Here is a 19,668-nt window from a genome sequence, read left to right on the forward strand (position 1 = left end):
TCTCACACGCACCTCTCGGAGCGCCCTTCATGCTGCACGCGTCCCTGACCGTCGACCCCGCCTTCCGCGTCGCCGACGTGAACCCCCGGACCTTCGGCTCGTTCGTCGAGCACATGGGCCGCTGCGTCTACACCGGCATCTACGAGCCCGGCCACCCGCTCGCCGACGAGGACGGGCTGCGCCGTGACGTCCTGGACCTGGTGCGCGAGCTGGGCGTGACCACCGTCCGCTATCCCGGCGGCAACTTCGTCTCCGGCTTCCGCTGGGAGGACAGCGTCGGCCCGGCCGCCGAGCGGCCCGCCCGCCTCGACCTCGCCTGGCACAGCACCGAGACCAACGCCTTCGGTCTGCACGAGTTCACGAACTGGGCGGCGAAGGCCGGCGTCGAGCCGATGATGGCCCTCAATCTCGGTACCCGGGGCGTCCAGGAGGCCCTCGACCTGCTGGAGTACTGCAACCACCCCGGCGGCACCGCCTGGTCCGACGAGCGGATCAAGAACGGCGCCCGGGACCCCTTCGGCATCCGCATGTGGTGCCTGGGCAACGAGCTGGACGGCCCCTGGCAGACCGGCCACAAGACCGCCGCCGAGTACGGCCGGCTCGCCGCCGAGACCGCCCGCGCGATGCGCATGATCGACTCCGGCCTCGAACTCGTCGCGTGCGGCAGCTCCAGTTCCTCGATGCCGACGTTCGGCGCCTGGGAGGCGACCGTCCTGGAGGAGGCCTACGACCAGGTCGACTACATCTCCTGCCACGCCTACTACGAGGAGCTCGACGGCGACCTCGGCAGCTTCCTCGCCTCCCCGGTCGACATGGACGGCTTCATCGAGTCGGTCGTCGCCACCGCCGACCACATCCGGGCCAAGCAGCGCAGGAAGAAGCGGATCAACCTCTCCTTCGACGAGTGGAACGTCTGGTACAACACCCGCTTCGAGGCGCAGGGCAAGCCCGCCGAGTGGGCCGTCGCCCCGCGCGTGATCGAGGACGAGTACAACGTCGCGGACGCCGTCGTGGTCGGCGGACTGCTGATCAGCCTGCTGCGCAACAGCGACCGCGTCACCGCCGCCTCCCTCGCCCAGCTGGTGAACGTCATCGCGCCGATCCGCAGCGAGGCGGGCGGCCCGAGCTGGCGGCAGACCATCTTCCACCCCTTCGCCCAGGCCGCCCGGCACGCCCGGGGCACCGTCCTGCGTGTGGAGCCGGTCTCGCCGACGTACGAGACGAACCGTTTCGGGGAGGTGCCGGTCGTCGACGCCGTGGCCACCCACATCGCGGGCGCCGACGGCCCCGACGAGCTCACCGTCCTCGCCGTCAACCGGCACCGGAGCGAGGGCGTCGAACTCGCCCTGGACCTCCGGGGCTTCCCCGGCTATGAGCCGGTGGCGCACTCGGTACTCAGCGACCCCGACCTCCGCGCCACCAACACCCAGGACGAGCCCGACCGCGTACGCCCGCGCGAAGCCGGCACCTCCCCCGTCACCGACGGCCGGCTCGCCGTACAGCTGCCGCCGGTCTCCTGGAACGTCGTCCGGCTGCGCCGCGCCGGCTGACCCCCTCAACGCCCGCCGCTTCCGCTCTCCCTTCTCCTCGGCGGGGGCGGCGGGTCCAGCACCACCTTCCGCTCTCCTCCTAGGACAGTCATCGGGAGCCGCACCATGTCCACCACCAAGGATCGCGCCGCTCGGCGCTCCGTCACCAGACCCCAGGCGATCACTCTGCTGCTGGCCCTGCTGGCAGCCGCGATCGCCGTCGTCCTGCCCGCCGCCGGCCCGGCGCACGCGATCTCGCGTGCCTCGCAGACGATGTACACCCCGCCGGCGGGCTCCCCGTCGCCCGGCTCGCTCTACCCGCGCGGTCTGCGCCTGCAGTACAGCGGTTCGTCCAACGGCACGTTGCTCGCCACGTTCGAGCAGTACAGCTCGGGCACCCCCGTCTTCCCGATCTACCGCAGCACCGACAACGGCAACAGCTGGAGCCAGATCTCCAGCATCAGCGACACCCACAACGGCTTCGGCATGCGCTACCAGCCGTTCCTGTACGAACTGCCCACCCAGATCGGCAGCTTCCCGGCCGGCACCATCCTGGCCGCGGGCAACTCCATCCCGAACGACCTGTCCTCGACCTCCCTCGACCTGTACGCCAGCACCGACCACGGCGTCAGCTGGTCCTACGTCAGCACCATCGCCACCGGCGGCCAGGCCGACCCCACCAACGGCAAGACGCCGGTGTGGGAGCCGTTCCTGATGGTGTCCGGCAGCAAGCTGATCGCGTACTACTCCGACCAGCGTGACCCCAACCACGGCCAGAAGATCGTCCACCAGGTCTCCACGGACGGCGTGACCTGGGGCTCCGTGGTCGACGACGTGGCCACCTCGACGTACGGCGACCGGCCCGGCATGCCCGTGGTCGCCAAACTGCCCAACGGCAACTACGTGATGACGTACGAGTTCTGGGGCGCTCCCGAGGGCGGTTTCGCCGTCTACTACAAGATCTCCTCCGACCCGGAGGCCTTCGGCTCCGCCACCGGCATCGCGCTCAAGGCGACCGACGGCACCCAGCCGAAGAGCTCCCCGTACATCACCTGGCTGCCCACCGGCGGCGCCAACGGCACCCTGGTGGTCAGCGCCAACAGCAGCGACGACCTGTTCCTGAACACGCAGAACGGCGCCGCGAACACCTGGACGCGCATCGCCTCCACCGTCCCCGGCGGCTACAGCCGAGGCCTGCTCCCGCTGGCCGACGGCCACAGCCTGCTGGTCCTCAGCGGCGGCCACCTGACCAGCACCGGCCTGAATCCCGTCAGCTACGGCACCATCGACCTCGGCGGCGGCATCTCCGACGGCGCCACCTACACCGCGTCGAACGCCAACAGCCACCTGATGCTCGCCATCGCGGGGGGATCCACCACCAACGGCGTCAACGCCACCCAGCAGAACGCCGACAACGCCTCCGACCAGAAGTGGAAGTTCGTCCAGCAGACGTCCGGCTACTTCAAGATCTTCAACGTGGCCAGCGGCAAGGTCCTGGGCGTGCAGAACCAGTCCACCGCCAACGGCGCCAAGGTCCTGCAGTGGGACGACAACGGCACCCTCGACCACGAGTGGGCCATCGCTCCGAACCCGGCGGGCGGCTTCACCGCCACCAACCGGATCAGCGGCAAGTACCTGGAGATCCCCAGCGCCTCCACCACCGTCGGCACCGCCGCCGGGCAGTGGTCCGACACCGGCTGCGCCTGCCAGCGCTGGAACCTCACCCAGACCGCCCTGCCCACCCTGTCGACCGGCCAGTACCGGCTGGTCAACAAGAACAGCGGGAAGTTCATGGAGATCCCCGGCGCCTCCACCACCGTGGGCAAGCAGGCCGGCCAGTGGGTGAACACCGCCAACAACTGCCAGCTGTGGACGTTCACGTCGGCCGCCGGCGGGGCGTGGACCGTGAAGAACGTCAACAGCGCTCTGTACCTCGACTCCAACGGCTCGACCTCGTCCGGTGCGGCCATCGTCCAGAAGTCGTCCTCCTCCGCGACCTCTCAGCAGTGGACGCTGACGGACGCCGGCAACGGCTACTTCAAGCTGGTCAACTCCGGCAGCGGACTGGTCGCGGACGTCGCCTCCGCCTCCACCGCCAACGGCGCGCTGATCGTCCAGTCGACGGACACCGGCGCGGACGACGAACTCTGGCAGATCGTCCGGGTCAACTGACCCATACCGGGGCCCGGTTCACGGCCGGGCCCCGGTCCCCCGTACGACCGTACAGAAACAACATCGCCTTTATCCGAGATCTCGAACACCAATCGGGATTTCGAATCGAACGCCATACGAGAAGGAGGGCCACCATGGCCGAGGAGACCACGGCCGGGGAGACATACACCGTAGGAGTCGACTTCGGCACCCTGTCCGGCCGCGCCGTGGTGGTCCGGGTCCGTGACGGCGCGGAACTGGCGTCGGCGGAGCACGCCTATCCGCACGCCGTCCTCGACCGGACGCTGCCCGACGGCACCCGGCTGCCCCCCGACTGGGCGCTCCAGGTCCCCTCGGACTACCTCGACGTCCTGCGGACCGCCGTACCCGAGGCCCTCGCCCGCGCCGGAGTACGGCCCGAGCAGGTCATCGGCGTCGGCACCGACTTCACCGCCTGCACCGTCCTGCCGACGCTCGACGACGGCACCCCGCTGTGCGATCTCCCCGGACTCGTCGACCGCCCGCACGCCTATGTGAAGCTGTGGCGCCATCACGCGGCCCAGGGGCAGGCGGACCGGATCAACGCCCTGGCGGCCGAGCTGAAGGAGCCGTGGCTGGAGAGGTACGGCGGGAAGATCTCCTCGGAGTGGGAGTTCGCCAAGGCGCTGCAGGTGCTGGAGGAGGACCCGGAGATCTACCGGCGCACCGAGCGGTGGCTGGAGGCGGCGGACTGGATCGTGTGGCGGCTGTGCGGGACGTACGTCCGCAACGCCTGCACGGCCGGTTACAAGGGCCAGTACCAGAACGGTCTGTACCCCTCCCGTGAGTACCTCGCGGCCCTGAACCCGGACTTCGCGGACTTCGTCACCGGCAAGCTGGAGCACCCCATCGGCCAGCTCGGCGAGTGCGCCGGGCGGTTGACGGCGGAGGCCGCCGCCTGGACCGGGCTGCCGGAGGGCATCGCGGTCTGCGTGGGCAACGTCGACGCCCATGTGACCGCACCGGCGGCGGCCGTCGAACCGGGCCAGATGGTAGCCATCATGGGCACCTCCACGTGCCATGTCATGAGTTCCGACCAGTACGGCACCGTCCCCGGCATGTGCGGTGTCGTCGACGGCGGGATCCTGCCCGGGGCGTGGGGCTACGAGGCCGGACAGAGCGGTGTCGGCGACATCTTCGCCTGGTTCGTACGCACCGGCTTCCCCGCGGAGTACGCCGCGAAGGCCGAGGCCCTCGGCCAGAACGCGCACGAATACCTCACCGGCCTGGCCGCCGGGCAGCGGGTCGGCGAGCACGGGCTCATCGCCCTGGACTGGCACAGCGGCAACCGCTCGGTCCTGGTCGACCACGACCTCAGCGGTGTCGTCGTCGGCCAGACGCTGTCCACCCGACCCGAGGACGTCTACCGCGCGCTGCTGGAGGCGACCGCATTCGGCACGCGCACCATCATCGACGCCTTCGAGGCCGCCGAGGTCCCGGTGCGGGAGCTCATCATCGCGGGCGGCCTGACCAAGAACGCGCTGCTGATGCAGATCTACGCCGATGTCACCCGACGCCCGCTCAGCATCATCGGCTCCACGCAGGGCCCAGCCCTCGGCGCCGCCATGCACGCCGCCGTCGCCGCCGGAGCGTATCCCGGCATCCGGGCCGCCGCCGGCGCCATGGGCAAGGTCCACCGCCGGGTCCACCTCCCCGACCTCGGACGGGCCGCGGCGTACGACCGGCTGTACGCCGAGTACCGGCTGCTCCACGACTACTTCGGGCGCGGAGCCAACGACGTCATGCACCGCCTGCGCCGCATCCGGGCCGAGGCGTCCGCGTAACCCGAGACCACAGAGAGGAACAACCATGAGCACCGCAGCACAGCCGTTCGACAGCCACGAGGTCTGGTTCCTCACCGGCAGTCAGAGCCTGTACGGCGAGGAGACCCTGCAGCAGGTCGCCCACCAGTCCCGGCAGATCACCGAAAGGCTCGACGCCGCCCCCGCGATCCCGTTGCGGATCGTGTGGAAGCCGGTCCTCACCGACGCCGAGTCGATCCGGCGGATGTGCCAGGAGGCGAGCGCCTCCGACGTCTGCGTCGGGGTGATCGTGTGGATGCACACCTTCTCACCCGCCAAGATGTGGATCGCCGGACTCAGCGCCCTGGACCGGCCGCTGCTGCACCTGCACACCCAGTACAACCTGTCGCTGCCCTGGCCGAGCATCGACATGGACTTCATGAACCTCAACCAGGCGGCCCACGGCGACCGCGAGTTCGCCCACATCGAGTCCCGCGTCGGTGTGAACCGCAAGATCGTCGCCGGTCACGCCACCGACCCCCGGGTCGTGGGCCGCGTCGCCGCCTGGAGCCGGGCCGCCGCCGGCCGGCACGCAGCCCGTACGCTGCGGCTGGCCCGCTTCGGCGACAACATGCGCGATGTCGCCGTCACCGAGGGCGACAAGGTCGAGGCGCAGCTGCGCTTCGGCTACTCGGTCAACACCTACGGCGTGAACGACCTCGTCACGGTGGTCGACGAGGTCGAGGACAAGGCCGCCGCCGCGCTCGCCGCCGAGTACCAGGAGACTTACGCCGTCGTCCCCGCGCTGCGCTCGGACGGCGTCCGCCACGACTCGCTGCTGTACGCCGCCCGACTGGAACTCGGCCTGCGCGCGTTCCTCACCGAGGGCGGCTTCACCGCCTTCACCACCAACTTCGAGGACCTGGGCGGCCTGCGCCAGCTGCCCGGACTCGCCGTCCAGCGCCTGATGGCCGACGGCTACGGCTTCGGCGGCGAGGGCGACTGGAAGACCTCCGCCCTGCTGCGCACGATGAAGGTCATGGGCCAGGGGCAGCCCGGCGGCACGTCCTTCATGGAGGACTACACCTACCACCTCGGCCCCGGCGAGCCCCGCATCCTCGGCGCCCACATGCTGGAGGTCTGCCCCTCCATCGCGGCCGACCGCCCGAGCTGCGAGATCCACCCGCTGTCCATCGGCGACCGCGAGGACCCGGTCCGGCTGGTGTTCGACGCCGCTCCCGGTCCCGCCCTCGTCGTCGGCCTGTCCGACCTTGGCGACCGCTTCCGCCTCACCGCGAACGCCGTCGACGTCGTCGCACCGAGCCAGCCGCTGCGCCGGCTGCCCGTCGCCCGTGCCGTATGGACTCCGCGCCCGTCGTTCGCGGAGTCGGCGGAGAGTTGGCTGCTGGCCGGCGCCCCGCACCACACCGTGCTCAGCACCGCCGTCGACCGGGAGACGCTGAGCGACTTCGCCGCCATGACCGGGGTGGAACTGCTGACGGTCGACGAGAACACCTCCGTCGACCAGCTGGCCAAGGAGATCCGCTGGAACGCGGCCTACCACCGCCTGGCCCAGGCCCTCTGAAACCGTCCGTAAGGGAAAGCACCATGACCACAACCGTCCGGGCCGGCCTTCACCAGGAGGTCCTGGAGGCCAATCTCGCCATCCCGCAGGTCGGACTCGCCACCCTGACCTGGGGAAACGTCAGCGGAGTCGACCGCGAGGCGGGGGTCTTCGTCATCAAGCCGTCGGGAGTGCCGTACGAAAGGCTGACGATCGACGACCTGGTGACGGTACGCCTGTCCGACGGCGCGGTGGTGGCGGGCGACCTACGCCCCTCCACCGACACCGAGACCCACCGTTGCCTCTATCTGGCCTTCCCGTCCGTCGGCGGGGTGACGCACACCCACTCCACCCACGCCGTCGCCTTCGCCCAGGCCCGCCGGGACGTCCCCGTCCTAGGCACCACGCACGCGGACACCTTCAACGGGCCGATCCCCGTCACCCGCGACCTCACCCCCGCGGAGTGCGCGAAGGACTACGAGTACAACACCGGCCACGTCATCGTCGACCTGCTCGGCGGCGACGACCGGAAGGCCGTCGAGGTGCCCGCCGCGCTCGTCGCCGGGCACGGCCCGTTCACCTGGGGCACGACCGCCCGCAAGTCCCTGGAGCACGCGATCATCTGCGAGGCCGTCGCCGACATCGCCCTCCGCACCCTGTCCCTGTCCCCGACCACTCCGCCCCCACCCCACCTGCTCGCCCGCCACTACACCCGCAAACACGGCCCCGACGCCTACTACGGCAATCCGGACACAACCGCCGTCACCCGCTGACCGGAGGCGGCCACCACACCGCCTTTCCCTCTCCAGCCTTTCACTCAGGAGACCCAATGACGCGTCTTCGGTTCAGACGAGCCTTCCTGGCCGCCCTGTTCACCGCGATCGTCGCTCTGCTGGTGTCCGTCCTCGCCCAGCCCGCGGGCGCGGCGGGCGGCGCGACCTTCACCAACCCGCTCAAGTCCAGGGCTGGGGCCGACCCCTGGCTCCAGTACTACGACGGCAACTTCTATCTGATCACCACCTCGTTCACGAACGAGATGTTCATGCGCGAGTCCCCGACCCTCGCCGGTCTGAACACCGCCCCGAACGTGCTGATCTGGCACGACGACACCGCGGGCCGCAACGCCAACATCTGGGCGCCGGAGATCCACCTCTACAACGGTCACTGGTACCTGTACTACTCCGCCGCCCAGTCCGGCGCCGCCTGCTGCGACACCCAGCGCACCGAGGTCCTGGAGAGCGCCGGCACCGACCCGCTGGGCCCCTACACCTTCAAGAACCAGCTCAGCGGCTCCAACCTGACGCCAGGCGGCTGGCTGATCGACGCCAGCGTCCTGGAGTACAACAGCAACCTCTACCTGGTCGGCAGCGGCTTCGTGGGCGGCAGCGCGCAGAGCCTGGTCATCGCCCCGATGTCCAACCCGTACACGCTGTCCAGCTCGACCTTCACGGTCATCTCCAGCCCGACCTACGACTGGGAGAAGGTGGGCAGCCCGGTCAACGAGGGACCCGAGCCGCTCTACCACAACGGCCGCACCTTCCTGACCTACTCGGCCAGCAGCTGCCAGACCGCCGACTACAAGCTGGGCCAGCTGGAACTGACGGGCACCGACCCGCTGAACCCGGTCTCCTGGACGAAGTCGGCGACGCCCGTGTTCCAGCGCAGTGACGCGAACGGTGTCTACGCGCCCGGCCACAACGGCTTCTTCACCTCGCCCGACGGCACCCAGAACTGGATCGTCTACCACGCCAACAGCGCGGCCAACGGCGGCTGCGGCAACAACCGCACCACCCGCGCCCAGCAGTTCACCTGGAACGCCGACGGCACCCCGGACTTCGGCACCCCGGTCGCCCTCGGCACCTCGCTCGCCGAACCGTCCGGCGAGACCGGGACCACCCCGGCCGCGTACACCCTCGTCAACAAGCACAGCGGCAAGTGCCTGAACGTCTCCCAGTCCGGCACCGCCGACGGCGCCGACGTCAACCTGTGGACGTGCAACGGCGGCGCCAACCAGGAGTGGACCTTCTCCGACCCCGGCAACGAGACCAACCGCGTGACCAACGTGAACAGCGGCAAGGTCCTCGACGTCAGCAACTGCGGCACCGCCGACGGAACCAACATCCAGCAGTGGAGCTGGCTGAACAACAACTGCCAGAAGTGGAAGCTGGTGTACACCCAGACCGGCTACGTCCGTCTCGTGAACGCCAACAGCGGCAAGGTCGCCGACGTGGCCAACTGCGGCACCGCCGACGGAACCGACGTCCGCCAGTGGACCTGGCTGACCAACGACTGCCAGCTCTGGCAGCTCAAGCCGGTCTCCTGACGGCAGCCGTTCCCCACACCCGGCGGCTTCAGGAGGACAGAAGCCGCCGGGTCACCTGTTTCGGCGTGGCGCCGCGCGGCGCGGGGCCCCCCCCGCCAGGGCGGCGGGCCGCGGCCCCCCGCGGGGGGGGGGCGCCGCCGCTTAGGCGCCGGTGCGGTGGAAGCAGGAGTACTTCCAGCGCGTCGGCGCAGGTGCGGGCGCACTCGCGGAACCACGCGATGCGGTCCTCCGTCATGACCGCGGGGGTGGAACGGACCGCGAGTGCGGCGTGAGCCCGGCCGGCGCGGTCCAGCACCGGAACGGCGAGTGTGCGCACGCCGACCGCCGATTCGCCGTCGTTGAGCGCGTAACCGTCGGCACGGACGAGCGCGAGTTCCCTGCGCAGTGCGTCGGGGTCGGTGATCGTACGGTCGGTGAGGGGTTCCAGCGGGAGGTCGTCGAGGATCGTCCCGGAGTCCTCGTCGTCCGGCCGGGCCCACGCGAGAAGGACCTTGCCGAGGGCGGTCGAGTGCAGCGGGCGGCGCAGACCGAGCCCGGTCCCGGGCTGGACCGAGCGGCCGACGAGGATCAGCGCGTGGCGGCCGCTGCGGATGGCGAGGTCGGCGGTGGCGGACGTACGCAGGCTCAGCTGTTCGAGTTCCGGCGCGGCGCGGTGCAACCCGCGCTGGTGGAAGGCGAGTTGCCCTAGTTCGGCGACGACGGAACCGAGCTGGTAACGGGCGGTGCTGTCGTCCTGGTCGAGGAACCCGGCGGCGAGCAGGGTGCGGGCGAGGCGATGGGCGGTCGAGACGGACAGGTCCATGCGGCGCGCTATGTCGGACGCGCTCAGTCCCTCCGCGCTGTACTCGCGGAAGCAGTCGAGGACGCCGAGGGCGCGCCGGACCGCCTGGGCGCCGGCGGGCGCGGGGGCGGGGGCGGGGGCGGGGGCGGGCGCGGGGGCGGGGGCGGGGGCGGGGATCCGCTGGGGGCCTGGCATGGCTGGTTCCTCGTCGGTCGGGCGCGGCGACGGGGTGCGTACGCCGACGCGGAACGTACTTCGGAGTCCCACCATGCGGCAATGCCCGTCCGCCCCGGGGCGAAGATTTAAGGCCGCCGAAACAACTCCTCCCACTATGTGGGAAGAGTTGCCCGCCCCTGCCAGTCGTGTCAGCCTCCTGCTGCAGGCGCCGTCGAGGCGCTCCGCGTCGACCGGCGAGTCCGAAGGAGGGTGTCATGACGACATTTCGCGGCACCCCCGTCTCGCCGGCCCCACTGACCTCGCGCCGGTACATCGACCTGGCGCGGGTCGCCAGCTGCTGTTGTCGCTGACCGGTCGCTGATTCCTCCGGCGCGGCCAGGCGGCCCTGCCGTCGAGGGCCCGTTCCCCCTTTGTCCCCGTCGTTGTCCACACCGTCGTCGTCCGCCGCGCGCGCCGAGCCGGCGGGCCGCCCCGACGACCTCCGCCCGACGTTCTCCGCCGCCGAAAGGTAATGCGTCATGCCCGACCAGCGGGTCAAGATCCTTTGGTACCTCACCGCCCCCGACGGTCCCTACCCGTGGGAGGACCGCGGGCGCTGGGACACCTCCTTCGACCACCTGCGGCAGCTGGCCGTCGCGATCGACCGCCTGGGCTACTACGGCGCGCTGCTCGGCACCAGCAGCGACGACGGCCTCACGACCGCGGCGGCCCTGGCCGCGGAGACCCGCACCATGCGCTTCCTGACCGCCGTCTATCCGGGGCTGGTCTCCCCCGCGAAGCTCGCGCAGATCGCCAGGACCATCGACCGGTTCAGCGACGGGCGGCTCCTGTTCAACGTCGTGAACGGAAACGACGCGGCGCTGGCCGGTTACGGAGTGCATCTGGAGCACGACTCGCGCTACGAGTTCAGCGCCGAGTACTGGAGCGCGTTCCAGCACGTCTACAGCGGCGAACTGGACGCCTACCGCGGGCAGTTCACCAACATCGCGGCACGCCGGGGCGACGAGGGGCCGCTGTCGGCGTGGCGGCACGCGCGGCCCGGGCAGTCACGTGCCCAACTGTGGGGCGCGGGCACCTCACCGGCCGGAGTGGCGCATGCCATCAGCCTGTTCGACGTGTACCTGAGTTTCGCCGACACCCCGGAGCGACTGGGCCAGAAGTTCCGCCGGGTGGGTGCCGAGGCGGCCCGGCTGGGTCGCTCGCTGAGCTACGGCACCCGGTTGCAGGTGATCGTGCGCGACACGGACGACGAGGCGTGGGAGGCGGCGGACCGGCTGCTTCGGCGCACGGGCGTCGACACCGCCCGGGCGCTGGCCGCCCGCCAGTTCGGGCCCGGGGAGAGCCTGGACACCTACCGCCCGGAACCGGACACGGACCCGAAGGTGATACGCCGGGTCGAGGCACTGCGCGCCGGACGTCTGCCGGACGTCGGCGACCTGGAGATCCACCCCAACGTATGGGCCGGGCCGAGCATGTTCGGATTCGACATCATCCGGCCGGGCGCCGGGATCTACCTGGTGGGCAGCGCGGAGAACGTCGCCGCGCGCATCCGCGAGTACCGCGCGCACGGCACCGAGGCGTTCATCCTGTCCGGCTTCCCACTGATCGGCGAGGCCCAGCGCTTCGCGGAGTCGGTGTTCCCGCTGCTCGACCTGGACCACGGTTTCGACGTTCCGGTACTGAGCGAGGCCCGTTCTCCGGCGACGACCGGCCCCCATACGGACGAAGGCGCCGAGGCGGCGACGGTTGCCGAGCCGGCCCTGCCCTCGGTGGTCTGACGCCTAACTGCACCGCCCCGGATTCCCACGACTTCTGCTTGGAGCACCCCGTGACTGTTCCTTCCCCCGACCCCTCCCGCCGCAGATTCCTCGGCGCCACCGCCGGGCTCGGCGTGCTGCTCGGCAGCGGCCTGCTGACCGCGTGCGGCGGTGCCGACACCGGCTCGGCGGCAGGCGGCGCCGCATCAGGAAAGCCGCGCCGCGGTGGCCGGATCCGGCTCGGCATCATCGACGTCAACCAGAACGGCGACCTGGACGCGCACAAGCCGATCGGCAACGGCTCGATCATCCGCGGCTTCGCCCTCTACGCGAAGCCATGGGAGTGGAACGCCCAGATGCAGCCGGCGCTCACCCTTGCCGACTCCGCCGAGATCAGCCCGGACGCGAAGACGTGGACCGTTCGCCTCAAGCAGGGCCTTGAGTTCCACAACGGCAAGACCATCACCGCCGACGACTTCGTGTTCTCCGCACGGCGGCTGACCGATCCCCAGCTGGCTTCCCCCTACGCCGGGCTGCTGTCGTACGTCGACCGCGACCGCATCCAGAAGCTCGACGACCGCACGGTGCGGTTCCACTTCAAGGACGGCATGGCCTTCGTGCCCTTCCCGGAGAACTTCACCAACTTCGGCGGCATCGTCCCGGTCGACTACGACCCGCGAAAGCCGGTCGGGGCGGGGCCGTACAAGCTCAAGGAGTTCACGCCCGGCCAGCGTTCACTGTTCACCCGGTTCGAGAACTACTTCCGTCCTGGGCAGCCCTACGCCGACGAACTGGAGATCATCGACTTCAAGGACGAGCAGTCGCGCATCGCCGCACTCCAGTCCGGGCAGATCGACCTGGCCAACGGAATCGCGGCCGACCAGATACGGCTGCTGGGCTCCAGCGACGCCGTCCACACCGTGGTGTCCAGGACCAACGGCTGGCAGGGCTTCGAACTCAACCTCTCCAAGCCGCCGTTCGACGACGAGAAGGTGCGCACCGCGTTCCGGCTGCTCGTCGACCGGCAGGATCTGGTCGACCGTGCGCTGTCCGGTCAGGGCCGGATAGCCAACGACCTCTACTCCCCGCAGGATCCGACCTTCGACAAGTCGCTGCCGCAGCGCCCGTACGACGTCGCGCGCGCCAAGCAGCTGCTGCGCGAGGCCGGCGCGAAGGACCTCACCGTCGAGCTGGTCACCGGTCCCGACCCCACGAGCGAGTCCGCGGCGCTGGTGTTCGCCACTCAGGCCAAGAAGGCGGGTGTCACCATCAACGTCAAGAAGGTCGACTCGGCCACCTTCGACGGCCCGCAGCGTACCGACTTCACCCTCAGCACCGGCGAGCTGCTGACCGAGTCGTTCCTGGTCACCGGCCTGCATCTGGACGCGCCGGGGTCGAACAACAACAAGACCCACTTCTCCGACCCCCGCTTCACGAAGCTGTTCAACCAGGCGCTGGGCGAGCCGGACGCCGCCAAGCGCACCCCCCTCGTCCACGAGATGCAGCAGATCCAGTACGACAAGGGCGGCCTGATCATCTGGGGCTTCGTCAACAACGTCGACGCCGTCGCCAAGCGGGTCGGCGGTGTGACCGCGGAGCACACGCAGTTCCCGGTCTGGCGGTTCGAGAAGCTGTGGGTCGCCGGATGACGTGGCCACGCTGGCTGGTGCGGCGCGCCCTGTCGGGCCTACTGGCGGTCTGGGCGGTGTCGGTGGTGGTGTTCGCCGCAACGCAGGCGCTGCCGTCCGACCCGGCACGCACCATCCTCGGTCCCCAGGCGCCCGAGGCGTCGGTCGCCGAACTGCGCCGGCAGATCGGACTCGACCGGCCGCTGGCCGAGCAGTACCGGACCTGGCTGACCGGTGTGCTGCGCGGCGACCCGGGCACATCGCTGGACTCGCATGTGCCGGTCGGACACCTGGTCTCGGAGCGGCTGGGCAACACGCTCGCCCTGGTGACCTGCGCGACCGGGGCCGCGGTCGCCGCGGCCCTGCTGCTCGGCACCACGGCGGCGGCCCACCGGGCCCGGCCCCTCGACCGCGTCATCACCTCGACCGCGGTCGCGGCGCAGGCGATCCCGGCGTTCGTCACGGCCGTCGGCCTGATCATCGTCTTCTCGACCACCGTGTTCCACGCGTTGCCCGCGGCGTCGCTCATCGAGCCCGGACGCTCGCCGTGGGACCAGCCGGAATACCTCGTGCTGCCGTCGGCAGCCCTGGCCCTGTCGGTCGCGCCCTACCTGCTGCGACAGGTGCGCGCCGCGGTCGCCGAGGCCCTCGACGCGGACCATGTCGCGGCCGCCCGGCTGCGCGGTGTCCCGGAACGGCGGTTGCTGGTCCGGCACGCGCTGCCCAACGCGCTGGTGCCGTTGGTCCAGGCGGTCGCCCTCACGGTGAGTGTGCTGCTGGGCGGGTCGCTGGTGGTGGAGGCGGCCTTCTCCTATCCCGGGCTCGGCACCGCTCTCAACAGCGCGGTGCAGGTGCGGGACCTGCCGGTCGTCCAGGCGGTGGTGCTGGTGGTAGCGGCGGGTGTGGTGGCCGTCAACCTGCTCGCGGACCTGGCGACGGTCCTGCTGACCCCGCAACTGCGGACCGGTTCCGGGGCGTCGGCATGAGCGCGGGAACGGCCACGCAGGACGTGGCGTCGCGCTCCGCCACCGAAGTGGGACGGAGCGAGGGGCTGGTACGGGCGACGCTGCGCGACCGGCAGGTCCGCGTCGGTCTGGCCGTGACCCTCGCGATCACGCTGGTGGCACTCGTCGGACCGTACCTCGCGCCGCACGCCGCCGAGGCGCTGACCGGTCCGGCCTACGCCGCGCCCGGCTCCTCCGGGCTGCTGGGCACCGACTATCTCGGGCACGACGTCCTGTCCCGGGTCCTCTCTGGCGGACGCTCGGTCGTCACGATGACGGTCGCCGCGGCCTCGCTCGCGCTGGTGGCGGGGACGGCCCTCGGCGCGGCGGCGGCGTTCTCGGGCGCGCTCGGCGCGTCGCGGGCCGGCCGAGCTCCGGACCGGGCCGTGGTCTGGCTCGCGGACGTCCTGCTCGCCTTCCCGAACGTCGTACTGGTCCTCCTGGTCGTGTCCATGTTCGGCCGCGAGCGCTGGCTGATGGTGCTCACCGTCGCACTGACCCTGCTGTCGGGCACCGTCCGCCTCGCCCGGGGGGCCGCGCTCGGCGTGATCACCCAGGAGTACGTCCAGGCGGCACGCCTGATCGGTTACCCCAAACGGCTGCTGCTCCTGCGCGAGGTGCTGCCGAACATCGCCGCGCCCCTGCTGGTCCACTTCGGCACCATGCTCACCTGGGCGGTCGAACTGCTGGCCGGACTCGGCTTCCTCGGATACGGCGTCAGCGCCCCGGCGGCCGACTGGGGTCTGATGATCAACGAGAACCGCGCGGGACTGCAGCTGCAGCCGTGGGGCGTACTCGCCCCCGTACTGCTCATCGCGGTCTTCGCGCTGGGCACCAACGCCATGGCGGAGGGCGCCGCGCGCGCGACCGGGCAGACCCGTCGCCCGGAGCGGGCTCCATGGCGTCGCCCGCGCAGGGCGAACGGGAAGAACCGCAAGGAGGGAACCCCGTGAGCACCCCGGACTCCCCTGCCGGACACAGCCCGCAGGGACCCGCTGCCGTCACGGCCGGCGCTCCGGCCCCGTCGCGGGTCCCGGCTCCCGTACTGACCGTGTCCGGTCTGCGCGTGGTGACGCCCGACGGCGCCGACATCGTCGCGGACTTCGGCCTTGAGGTCGCCCCCGGCGAGATCGTCGCGATCGTCGGCGAGACCGGATCCGGGAAGACGACCGCCGCCACCGCGCTGCTCGGGCACACCCGGGCGGGAGCGCGTGTCAGCGGCGGTCGGATCGTCGTCGACGGCGTCGACGTGTCGGACGCCGACGCGACCACGCTGCGTCGGCTGCGCGGCCGGCGCGCGGCATACGTCCCGCAGGACCCGGCGACCGCGCTCAACCCGGCACTGCGCGTGGGCACACACCTCGACGAGGTCCTCCGGATCCACGAGCCCGGTCTGCCGCGGGGCGAGCGGCGCGCCCGGATCGCCGACGTCCTGGACGAGGTCGGCCTTCCGCAGGACCGTGCCTTCCTGCGGCGGTTCCCCCATCAGCTGTCCGGCGGGCAGCAGCAGCGCGTCCTGCTCGCCCTGGCGTTCGTCCTGCGTCCCGCGCTCATCGTGCTGGACGAACCGACGACCGCCCTGGACGTCACCACACAGGCCCGGGTGCTCGACACCGTGCGCCGGTTGTGCCGTGCGCACGACGTGGCCGCGGTGTACGTCTCGCACGACCTCGCGGTCGTGCGGGCGCTCGCGGACCGGCTGGTCGTGCTGTACGCCGGGCGGATCGTCGAGACCGCACCGACGCGGGAACTGTTCGCGCGGCCACGTCACCCTTACACGCGCGGGCTGCTCGCGGCGGTGCCGGACGTCACCCGCCGGCGCCGCCTGGTCTCGATCCCCGGACACGCTCCGGCACCCGGTGAGAAGCCAGGCGGTTGCGCCTTCGCACCACGGTGCGCGGCGGCGACCGCACAGTGCCGTGCCGAGCGGCCGACGCCCGCGCCCGTCGGTGCGCGGACGGTGGTGGCATGCCACCATCCGCTTCCGGAAGAACCGGACGCCCTCGCGGCACCGGCCGCCGGGCACGGCCCGCTGCCCGAGGAACCGGCCCGGCCCCTGCGCACCGCGGAACCCACTCGGCCAGCGGCCCCGGCGGACCCGCCCTTGCTGGAAGCCCACGACGTACGTGTGGCGTACAGCCGGCACACCGTGCTCGACGGCGTGTCCCTCGCGCTGCACCCCGGCACCTGCACGGCGCTGGTCGGCGGGTCCGGAGCGGGAAAGACGACACTGGCACGGACCCTGGCCGGGCTCGGGGCCCCGGCCACCGGCACGTTGACCGTCCGCGGAGCCCCGGTTCCCTGGCCGGTCGCCGCGCGAACGGACGCGCTGCGCCGCGAGGTGCAGTACGTGTTCCAGAACCCGTACCGGGCACTCAACCCCCGCCTGACCGTCCGTCAGACCCTGGGCGCGGTGCTCCGGCACTGCTTCGGCACCGACCGTGCCGAGACCGAACGCCGCGTCCTGGCCCTGCTGGACCGGGTCGCCCTGCCGGCCCGCACCGCCGGGTCCCTGCCACGCGAGCTGTCCGGCGGCGAGCGCCAGCGTGTCGCGGTGGCCCGTGCGCTGGCCTGTGAGCCCGAGGTGCTCATCTGCGACGAGATCACCTCCGCGCTCGACGTCTCCGTACAGGCGGGCGTCCTCGGGCTGCTGCGACAGCTGCGCTCCGACGGCCTCGCCATGCTCCTGGTGACGCACGACCTCGGTGTCGTACGGGCCGTCGCGGACGACACCGCGGTCCTGTACCAGGGACGCGTCATCGAGCACGGCCCGGTCGACACCGTCCTCGACCGGCCGCACGAGGCGTACACGCGCTCGCTCGTGGCCGCGGCGCCCCGGCTTCCGGCGTCCGCCGACGTCCTCGCGCCCGCCTCCCCCATTGCCTCCGTCAGCCCGACCACCGACCAGGAACGGACACCGCTGTGACCTCCCCGACGACCGCCCGACCCTCGGAACTGTGGTTCACCCGCTGCCCGGTGCCCACCGCGACCGGCATCGCCGCCGACCGCGGCTGGCTGGCCGGGGAGTTCGCCGATGACGGCATCGCCGTACGGTCGCTCCAGGACGTGCCCCGCGACCTCGCGGCCGACCACCACTACACCCACGCGCATCCCGCGCTGTTCCGCGAGGGCGGCAACGTCCCGGCGCTGTGGGCGCGCGCCCAGGGCGAGCCGACCCGGCTCATCGGCCTGACCTGGATCGAGGAGCGGCAGTCGGTTCTCGTGCGTGAGAACAGCGGCATCACCGGCCCTGCGGACCTGCGCGGCGCCCGGCTGGCCGTCCCGGTGCACGGCATCGCGATCGACTTCTGGCGGGCCATGGCTCTGCACGGCTTCGCCGGGGCGCTGTCGGCCGCCGGGCTCGGGCTCGGCGACGCGGACCTGGTGGAGGTGCCGGGTTCGGCGCACGGGCAGTGGGAGGCCGAACTGGCGGCGCTCGCCCGTGGGGACGTCGACGCGGTGTACGTCAAGGGCGCGCTCGCCGTCGAAGCCGCCGCCCGCTCCGGCGCGGTGGTCGCGGTCGACCTCGACGCACAGCCGGATCGGCGTGCCCGGGTCAACAACGGCACGCCCCGTCCCATCACGGTGCATCAGCGGCTGCTGGACGAACACCCGGACGTCGTGGACCGCTTCCTCGCCGTCCTCCTGGCCACGGCCGACTGGGCACGCGGCAACGGCGACGACGTGGCACGGATCCTGGGCGCCGAGACGGGCGCGGGAGACGCCGCGGTGGCTCAGGCGTACCGGGGCGTCGGCCACACCTCCCTGGGCGTCGACCTGTCCGACGAGCGCCTTGAACTGCTGGCGATCCAGGAGCGGTTCCTGCACTCGCAGGGCTTCCTGCGGCGGCGTGTCGACGTCCGCGGCTGGGCCGACCCCGAGCCGTTGCGGCGTGCCCGCGCGCTCGTGGCCCGGCGCCCGCCGTACTGAACCGACCGCCGCCCCGAGCCATCACCCATCCCTCATCACCCACCTGAACGTCCTTCGGAGACACCCATGACCGTGAAGATCGGCGTCCACGGCGCCAACCCGTCGCTCTACCACCTGGCGCGCCTGGGCCTTCTGGAAAAGGCACTCGAACCGTACGGCGAGACCGTCGCATGGGTGCCCGTGCAGGGCACGCGCGTCGGCGAGCTGCTCGGCGACGGCACCATCGACTTCGGCGGCACCGGCTCCACTCCGCCGATCACCGGACAGGCCGAGGGCCACGACATCGTCTACACCGCGGTGTCCGCACCACGCCCCGAGCACGGCGCGCTGCTGGTGGCCGCGTACGGTCCGGTGCGGTCCGTCGCGGATCTGCGCGGCGGCACGGTCGTCCTGTCGATCGGCTCGTGGCAGACCCACTTCGTCGCGAAGGCACTGCACTCGGCCGGCCTGTCGTACGGCACGGACATCACCGCCGAACGCCCCGCGACCTCGCCCCTCTCCGCAGGCGACAGCGCGCGCCGGCTGCGGGACGGTGAGATCGCGGCCTGGGTGGCCCAGGGGGCGGAGCTGTCCGCCGCGCTGCGCGACCCTGCGGTGCGGGTCCTGCTCAAGGCGAGCGACGTGATCACGGACCGGTCCGTGTTCTTCGCCGGACGGCGGTTCGCCGAGACCAGTCCCCACCTGGTCGCGGTCATCGTCCGCGCGCTCCAGGACGCCGACGACTGGGCCGCCGCGAACATCCCCGCGTCGGCGACAATCCATGCCGAGGGCCAGGGCGGCTCGGTCGAGGACTGGCACCGCGCGCTGGCCGACCTCCCCTGGCGCCTCGAACCCGTCGGCGACGCGTTCATCGCCGAACAGCAGGAAGCCGCCGACATCTTCGCCGCACACGGCTACATCCCGGCGCCGATCACCGTCGCGGACGCCCGGCTGACCTCGCTGGAGCCGCTGGTCGCGAACGCGCTGGCCGAGCCTCGCACGACCGTCTGACCACTCCTTCGCGCCATGGTGCCGGCGGACCGGGCTGTACCCGGGCCGGGTTC

The 19,668-nt window shown here is 71.5% G+C and carries 15 protein-coding genes; 14 read left to right on the forward strand and 1 reads right to left on the reverse strand.

Going from position 1 to position 19,668, the window contains the following annotated elements:
• Nucleotides 1-29 precede the first annotated feature (29 nt).
• From ACFWPS_RS40715 to ACFWPS_RS40740, 6 genes are all read left to right on the forward strand, one after another.
• Complete coding sequence (locus ACFWPS_RS40715) at nt 30-1,550, forward strand: alpha-N-arabinofuranosidase (RefSeq protein WP_383715399.1); 1,521 nt, start codon at nt 30-32, stop codon at nt 1,548-1,550.
• Between the two features lie 105 nt (nt 1,551-1,655).
• Complete coding sequence (locus ACFWPS_RS40720) at nt 1,656-3,701, forward strand: RICIN domain-containing protein (protein WP_383715401.1); 2,046 nt, start codon at nt 1,656-1,658, stop codon at nt 3,699-3,701.
• Between the two features lie 134 nt (nt 3,702-3,835).
• Nucleotides 3,836-5,503 carry a ribulokinase gene (gene araB / locus ACFWPS_RS40725; RefSeq protein ID WP_383715404.1) on the forward strand — a complete coding sequence of 556 codons (1,668 nt, stop codon included), beginning with the start codon at nt 3,836-3,838 and terminating at the stop codon, nt 5,501-5,503.
• Nucleotides 5,504-5,528: 25 nt separating this feature from the next.
• Nucleotides 5,529-7,046 (forward strand): L-arabinose isomerase, encoded by a 1,518-nt coding sequence (araA, locus tag ACFWPS_RS40730; RefSeq protein ID WP_383715407.1) that lies wholly within the window; start codon nt 5,529-5,531, stop codon nt 7,044-7,046.
• A 23-nt stretch (nt 7,047-7,069) separates the two neighbouring features.
• Nucleotides 7,070-7,798, forward strand: a complete 729-nt coding sequence (gene araD / locus ACFWPS_RS40735) for an L-ribulose-5-phosphate 4-epimerase AraD (RefSeq protein ID WP_383715409.1) — start codon at nt 7,070-7,072, stop codon at nt 7,796-7,798.
• Between the two features lie 56 nt (nt 7,799-7,854).
• Nucleotides 7,855-9,348 (forward strand): family 43 glycosylhydrolase, encoded by a 1,494-nt coding sequence (locus tag ACFWPS_RS40740; RefSeq protein ID WP_383715411.1) that lies wholly within the window; start codon nt 7,855-7,857, stop codon nt 9,346-9,348.
• Between the two features lie 28 nt (nt 9,349-9,376).
• On the opposite strand, the gene ACFWPS_RS40745 is transcribed toward ACFWPS_RS40740, so the two are convergent.
• On the reverse strand, nt 9,377-10,324 hold the full coding sequence (locus tag ACFWPS_RS40745) for an IclR family transcriptional regulator (RefSeq protein WP_383715414.1): 948 nt from the start codon (nt 10,322-10,324) through the stop codon (nt 9,377-9,379).
• A 236-nt stretch (nt 10,325-10,560) separates the two neighbouring features.
• On the opposite strand from ACFWPS_RS40745, the gene ACFWPS_RS40750 reads away from it, so the two are divergent.
• From ACFWPS_RS40750 to ACFWPS_RS40785, 8 genes are all read left to right on the forward strand, one after another.
• Nucleotides 10,561-10,656 carry a putative leader peptide gene (locus tag ACFWPS_RS40750; RefSeq protein WP_383715417.1) on the forward strand — a complete coding sequence of 32 codons (96 nt, stop codon included), beginning with the start codon at nt 10,561-10,563 and terminating at the stop codon, nt 10,654-10,656.
• Between the two features lie 168 nt (nt 10,657-10,824).
• Nucleotides 10,825-12,084, forward strand: a complete 1,260-nt coding sequence (locus ACFWPS_RS40755) for an LLM class flavin-dependent oxidoreductase (protein WP_383715419.1) — start codon at nt 10,825-10,827, stop codon at nt 12,082-12,084.
• Nucleotides 12,085-12,134: 50 nt separating this feature from the next.
• Complete coding sequence (locus tag ACFWPS_RS40760) at nt 12,135-13,712, forward strand: ABC transporter substrate-binding protein (protein WP_383715422.1); 1,578 nt, start codon at nt 12,135-12,137, stop codon at nt 13,710-13,712.
• Nucleotides 13,709-14,677 carry an ABC transporter permease gene (locus ACFWPS_RS40765; protein ID WP_383715425.1) on the forward strand — a complete coding sequence of 323 codons (969 nt, stop codon included), beginning with the start codon at nt 13,709-13,711 and terminating at the stop codon, nt 14,675-14,677. The genes ACFWPS_RS40760 and ACFWPS_RS40765 overlap by 4 nt, the downstream gene beginning before the upstream one ends.
• On the forward strand, nt 14,674-15,648 hold the full coding sequence (locus ACFWPS_RS40770; protein WP_383715427.1) for an ABC transporter permease: 975 nt from the start codon (nt 14,674-14,676) through the stop codon (nt 15,646-15,648). The genes ACFWPS_RS40765 and ACFWPS_RS40770 overlap by 4 nt, the downstream gene beginning before the upstream one ends.
• Nucleotides 15,645-17,621: an ABC transporter ATP-binding protein gene (locus ACFWPS_RS40775; protein WP_383715430.1), complete on the forward strand. Its 1,977-nt coding sequence runs from the start codon at nt 15,645-15,647 to the stop codon at nt 17,619-17,621. Before ACFWPS_RS40770 ends, ACFWPS_RS40775 begins: the two co-directional genes overlap by 4 nt.
• Nucleotides 17,618-18,625, forward strand: coding sequence for an ABC transporter substrate-binding protein (locus ACFWPS_RS40780; RefSeq protein WP_383715433.1), 1,008 nt, complete (start codon nt 17,618-17,620; stop codon nt 18,623-18,625). Before ACFWPS_RS40775 ends, ACFWPS_RS40780 begins: the two co-directional genes overlap by 4 nt.
• Nucleotides 18,626-18,691: 66 nt before the next feature.
• Complete coding sequence (locus tag ACFWPS_RS40785) at nt 18,692-19,615, forward strand: ABC transporter substrate-binding protein (protein ID WP_383715436.1); 924 nt, start codon at nt 18,692-18,694, stop codon at nt 19,613-19,615.
• Nucleotides 19,616-19,668 lie beyond the last annotated feature (53 nt).

This window comes from Streptomyces sp. NPDC058457 (assembly GCF_042720695.1).
Lineage (GTDB): Bacteria > Actinomycetota > Actinomycetes > Streptomycetales > Streptomycetaceae > Streptomyces.

What these genes read in the sequence shown, in the direction of transcription:
- araB (WP_383715404.1), top strand. Translation starts at nt 3,836, where the DNA reads ATGGCCGAGGAGACCACGGCCGGGGAGACATACACCGTAGGAGTCGAC.
- ACFWPS_RS40720 (WP_383715401.1), top strand. Translation starts at nt 1,656, where the DNA reads ATGTCCACCACCAAGGATCGCGCCGCTCGGCGCTCCGTCACCAGACCC.
- ACFWPS_RS40785 (WP_383715436.1), top strand. Translation starts at nt 18,692, where the DNA reads ATGACCGTGAAGATCGGCGTCCACGGCGCCAACCCGTCGCTCTACCAC.
- ACFWPS_RS40745 (WP_383715414.1), bottom strand. Translation starts at nt 10,324, where the DNA reads ATGCCAGGCCCCCAGCGGATCCCCGCCCCCGCCCCCGCCCCCGCGCCC.
- ACFWPS_RS40765 (WP_383715425.1), top strand. Translation starts at nt 13,709, where the DNA reads ATGACGTGGCCACGCTGGCTGGTGCGGCGCGCCCTGTCGGGCCTACTG.
- ACFWPS_RS40740 (WP_383715411.1), top strand. Translation starts at nt 7,855, where the DNA reads ATGACGCGTCTTCGGTTCAGACGAGCCTTCCTGGCCGCCCTGTTCACC.
- ACFWPS_RS40715 (WP_383715399.1), top strand. Translation starts at nt 30, where the DNA reads ATGCTGCACGCGTCCCTGACCGTCGACCCCGCCTTCCGCGTCGCCGAC.
- araA (WP_383715407.1), top strand. Translation starts at nt 5,529, where the DNA reads ATGAGCACCGCAGCACAGCCGTTCGACAGCCACGAGGTCTGGTTCCTC.
- ACFWPS_RS40755 (WP_383715419.1), top strand. Translation starts at nt 10,825, where the DNA reads ATGCCCGACCAGCGGGTCAAGATCCTTTGGTACCTCACCGCCCCCGAC.
- ACFWPS_RS40750 (WP_383715417.1), top strand. Translation starts at nt 10,561, where the DNA reads ATGACGACATTTCGCGGCACCCCCGTCTCGCCGGCCCCACTGACCTCG.
- ACFWPS_RS40770 (WP_383715427.1), top strand. Translation starts at nt 14,674, where the DNA reads ATGAGCGCGGGAACGGCCACGCAGGACGTGGCGTCGCGCTCCGCCACC.
- araD (WP_383715409.1), top strand. Translation starts at nt 7,070, where the DNA reads ATGACCACAACCGTCCGGGCCGGCCTTCACCAGGAGGTCCTGGAGGCC.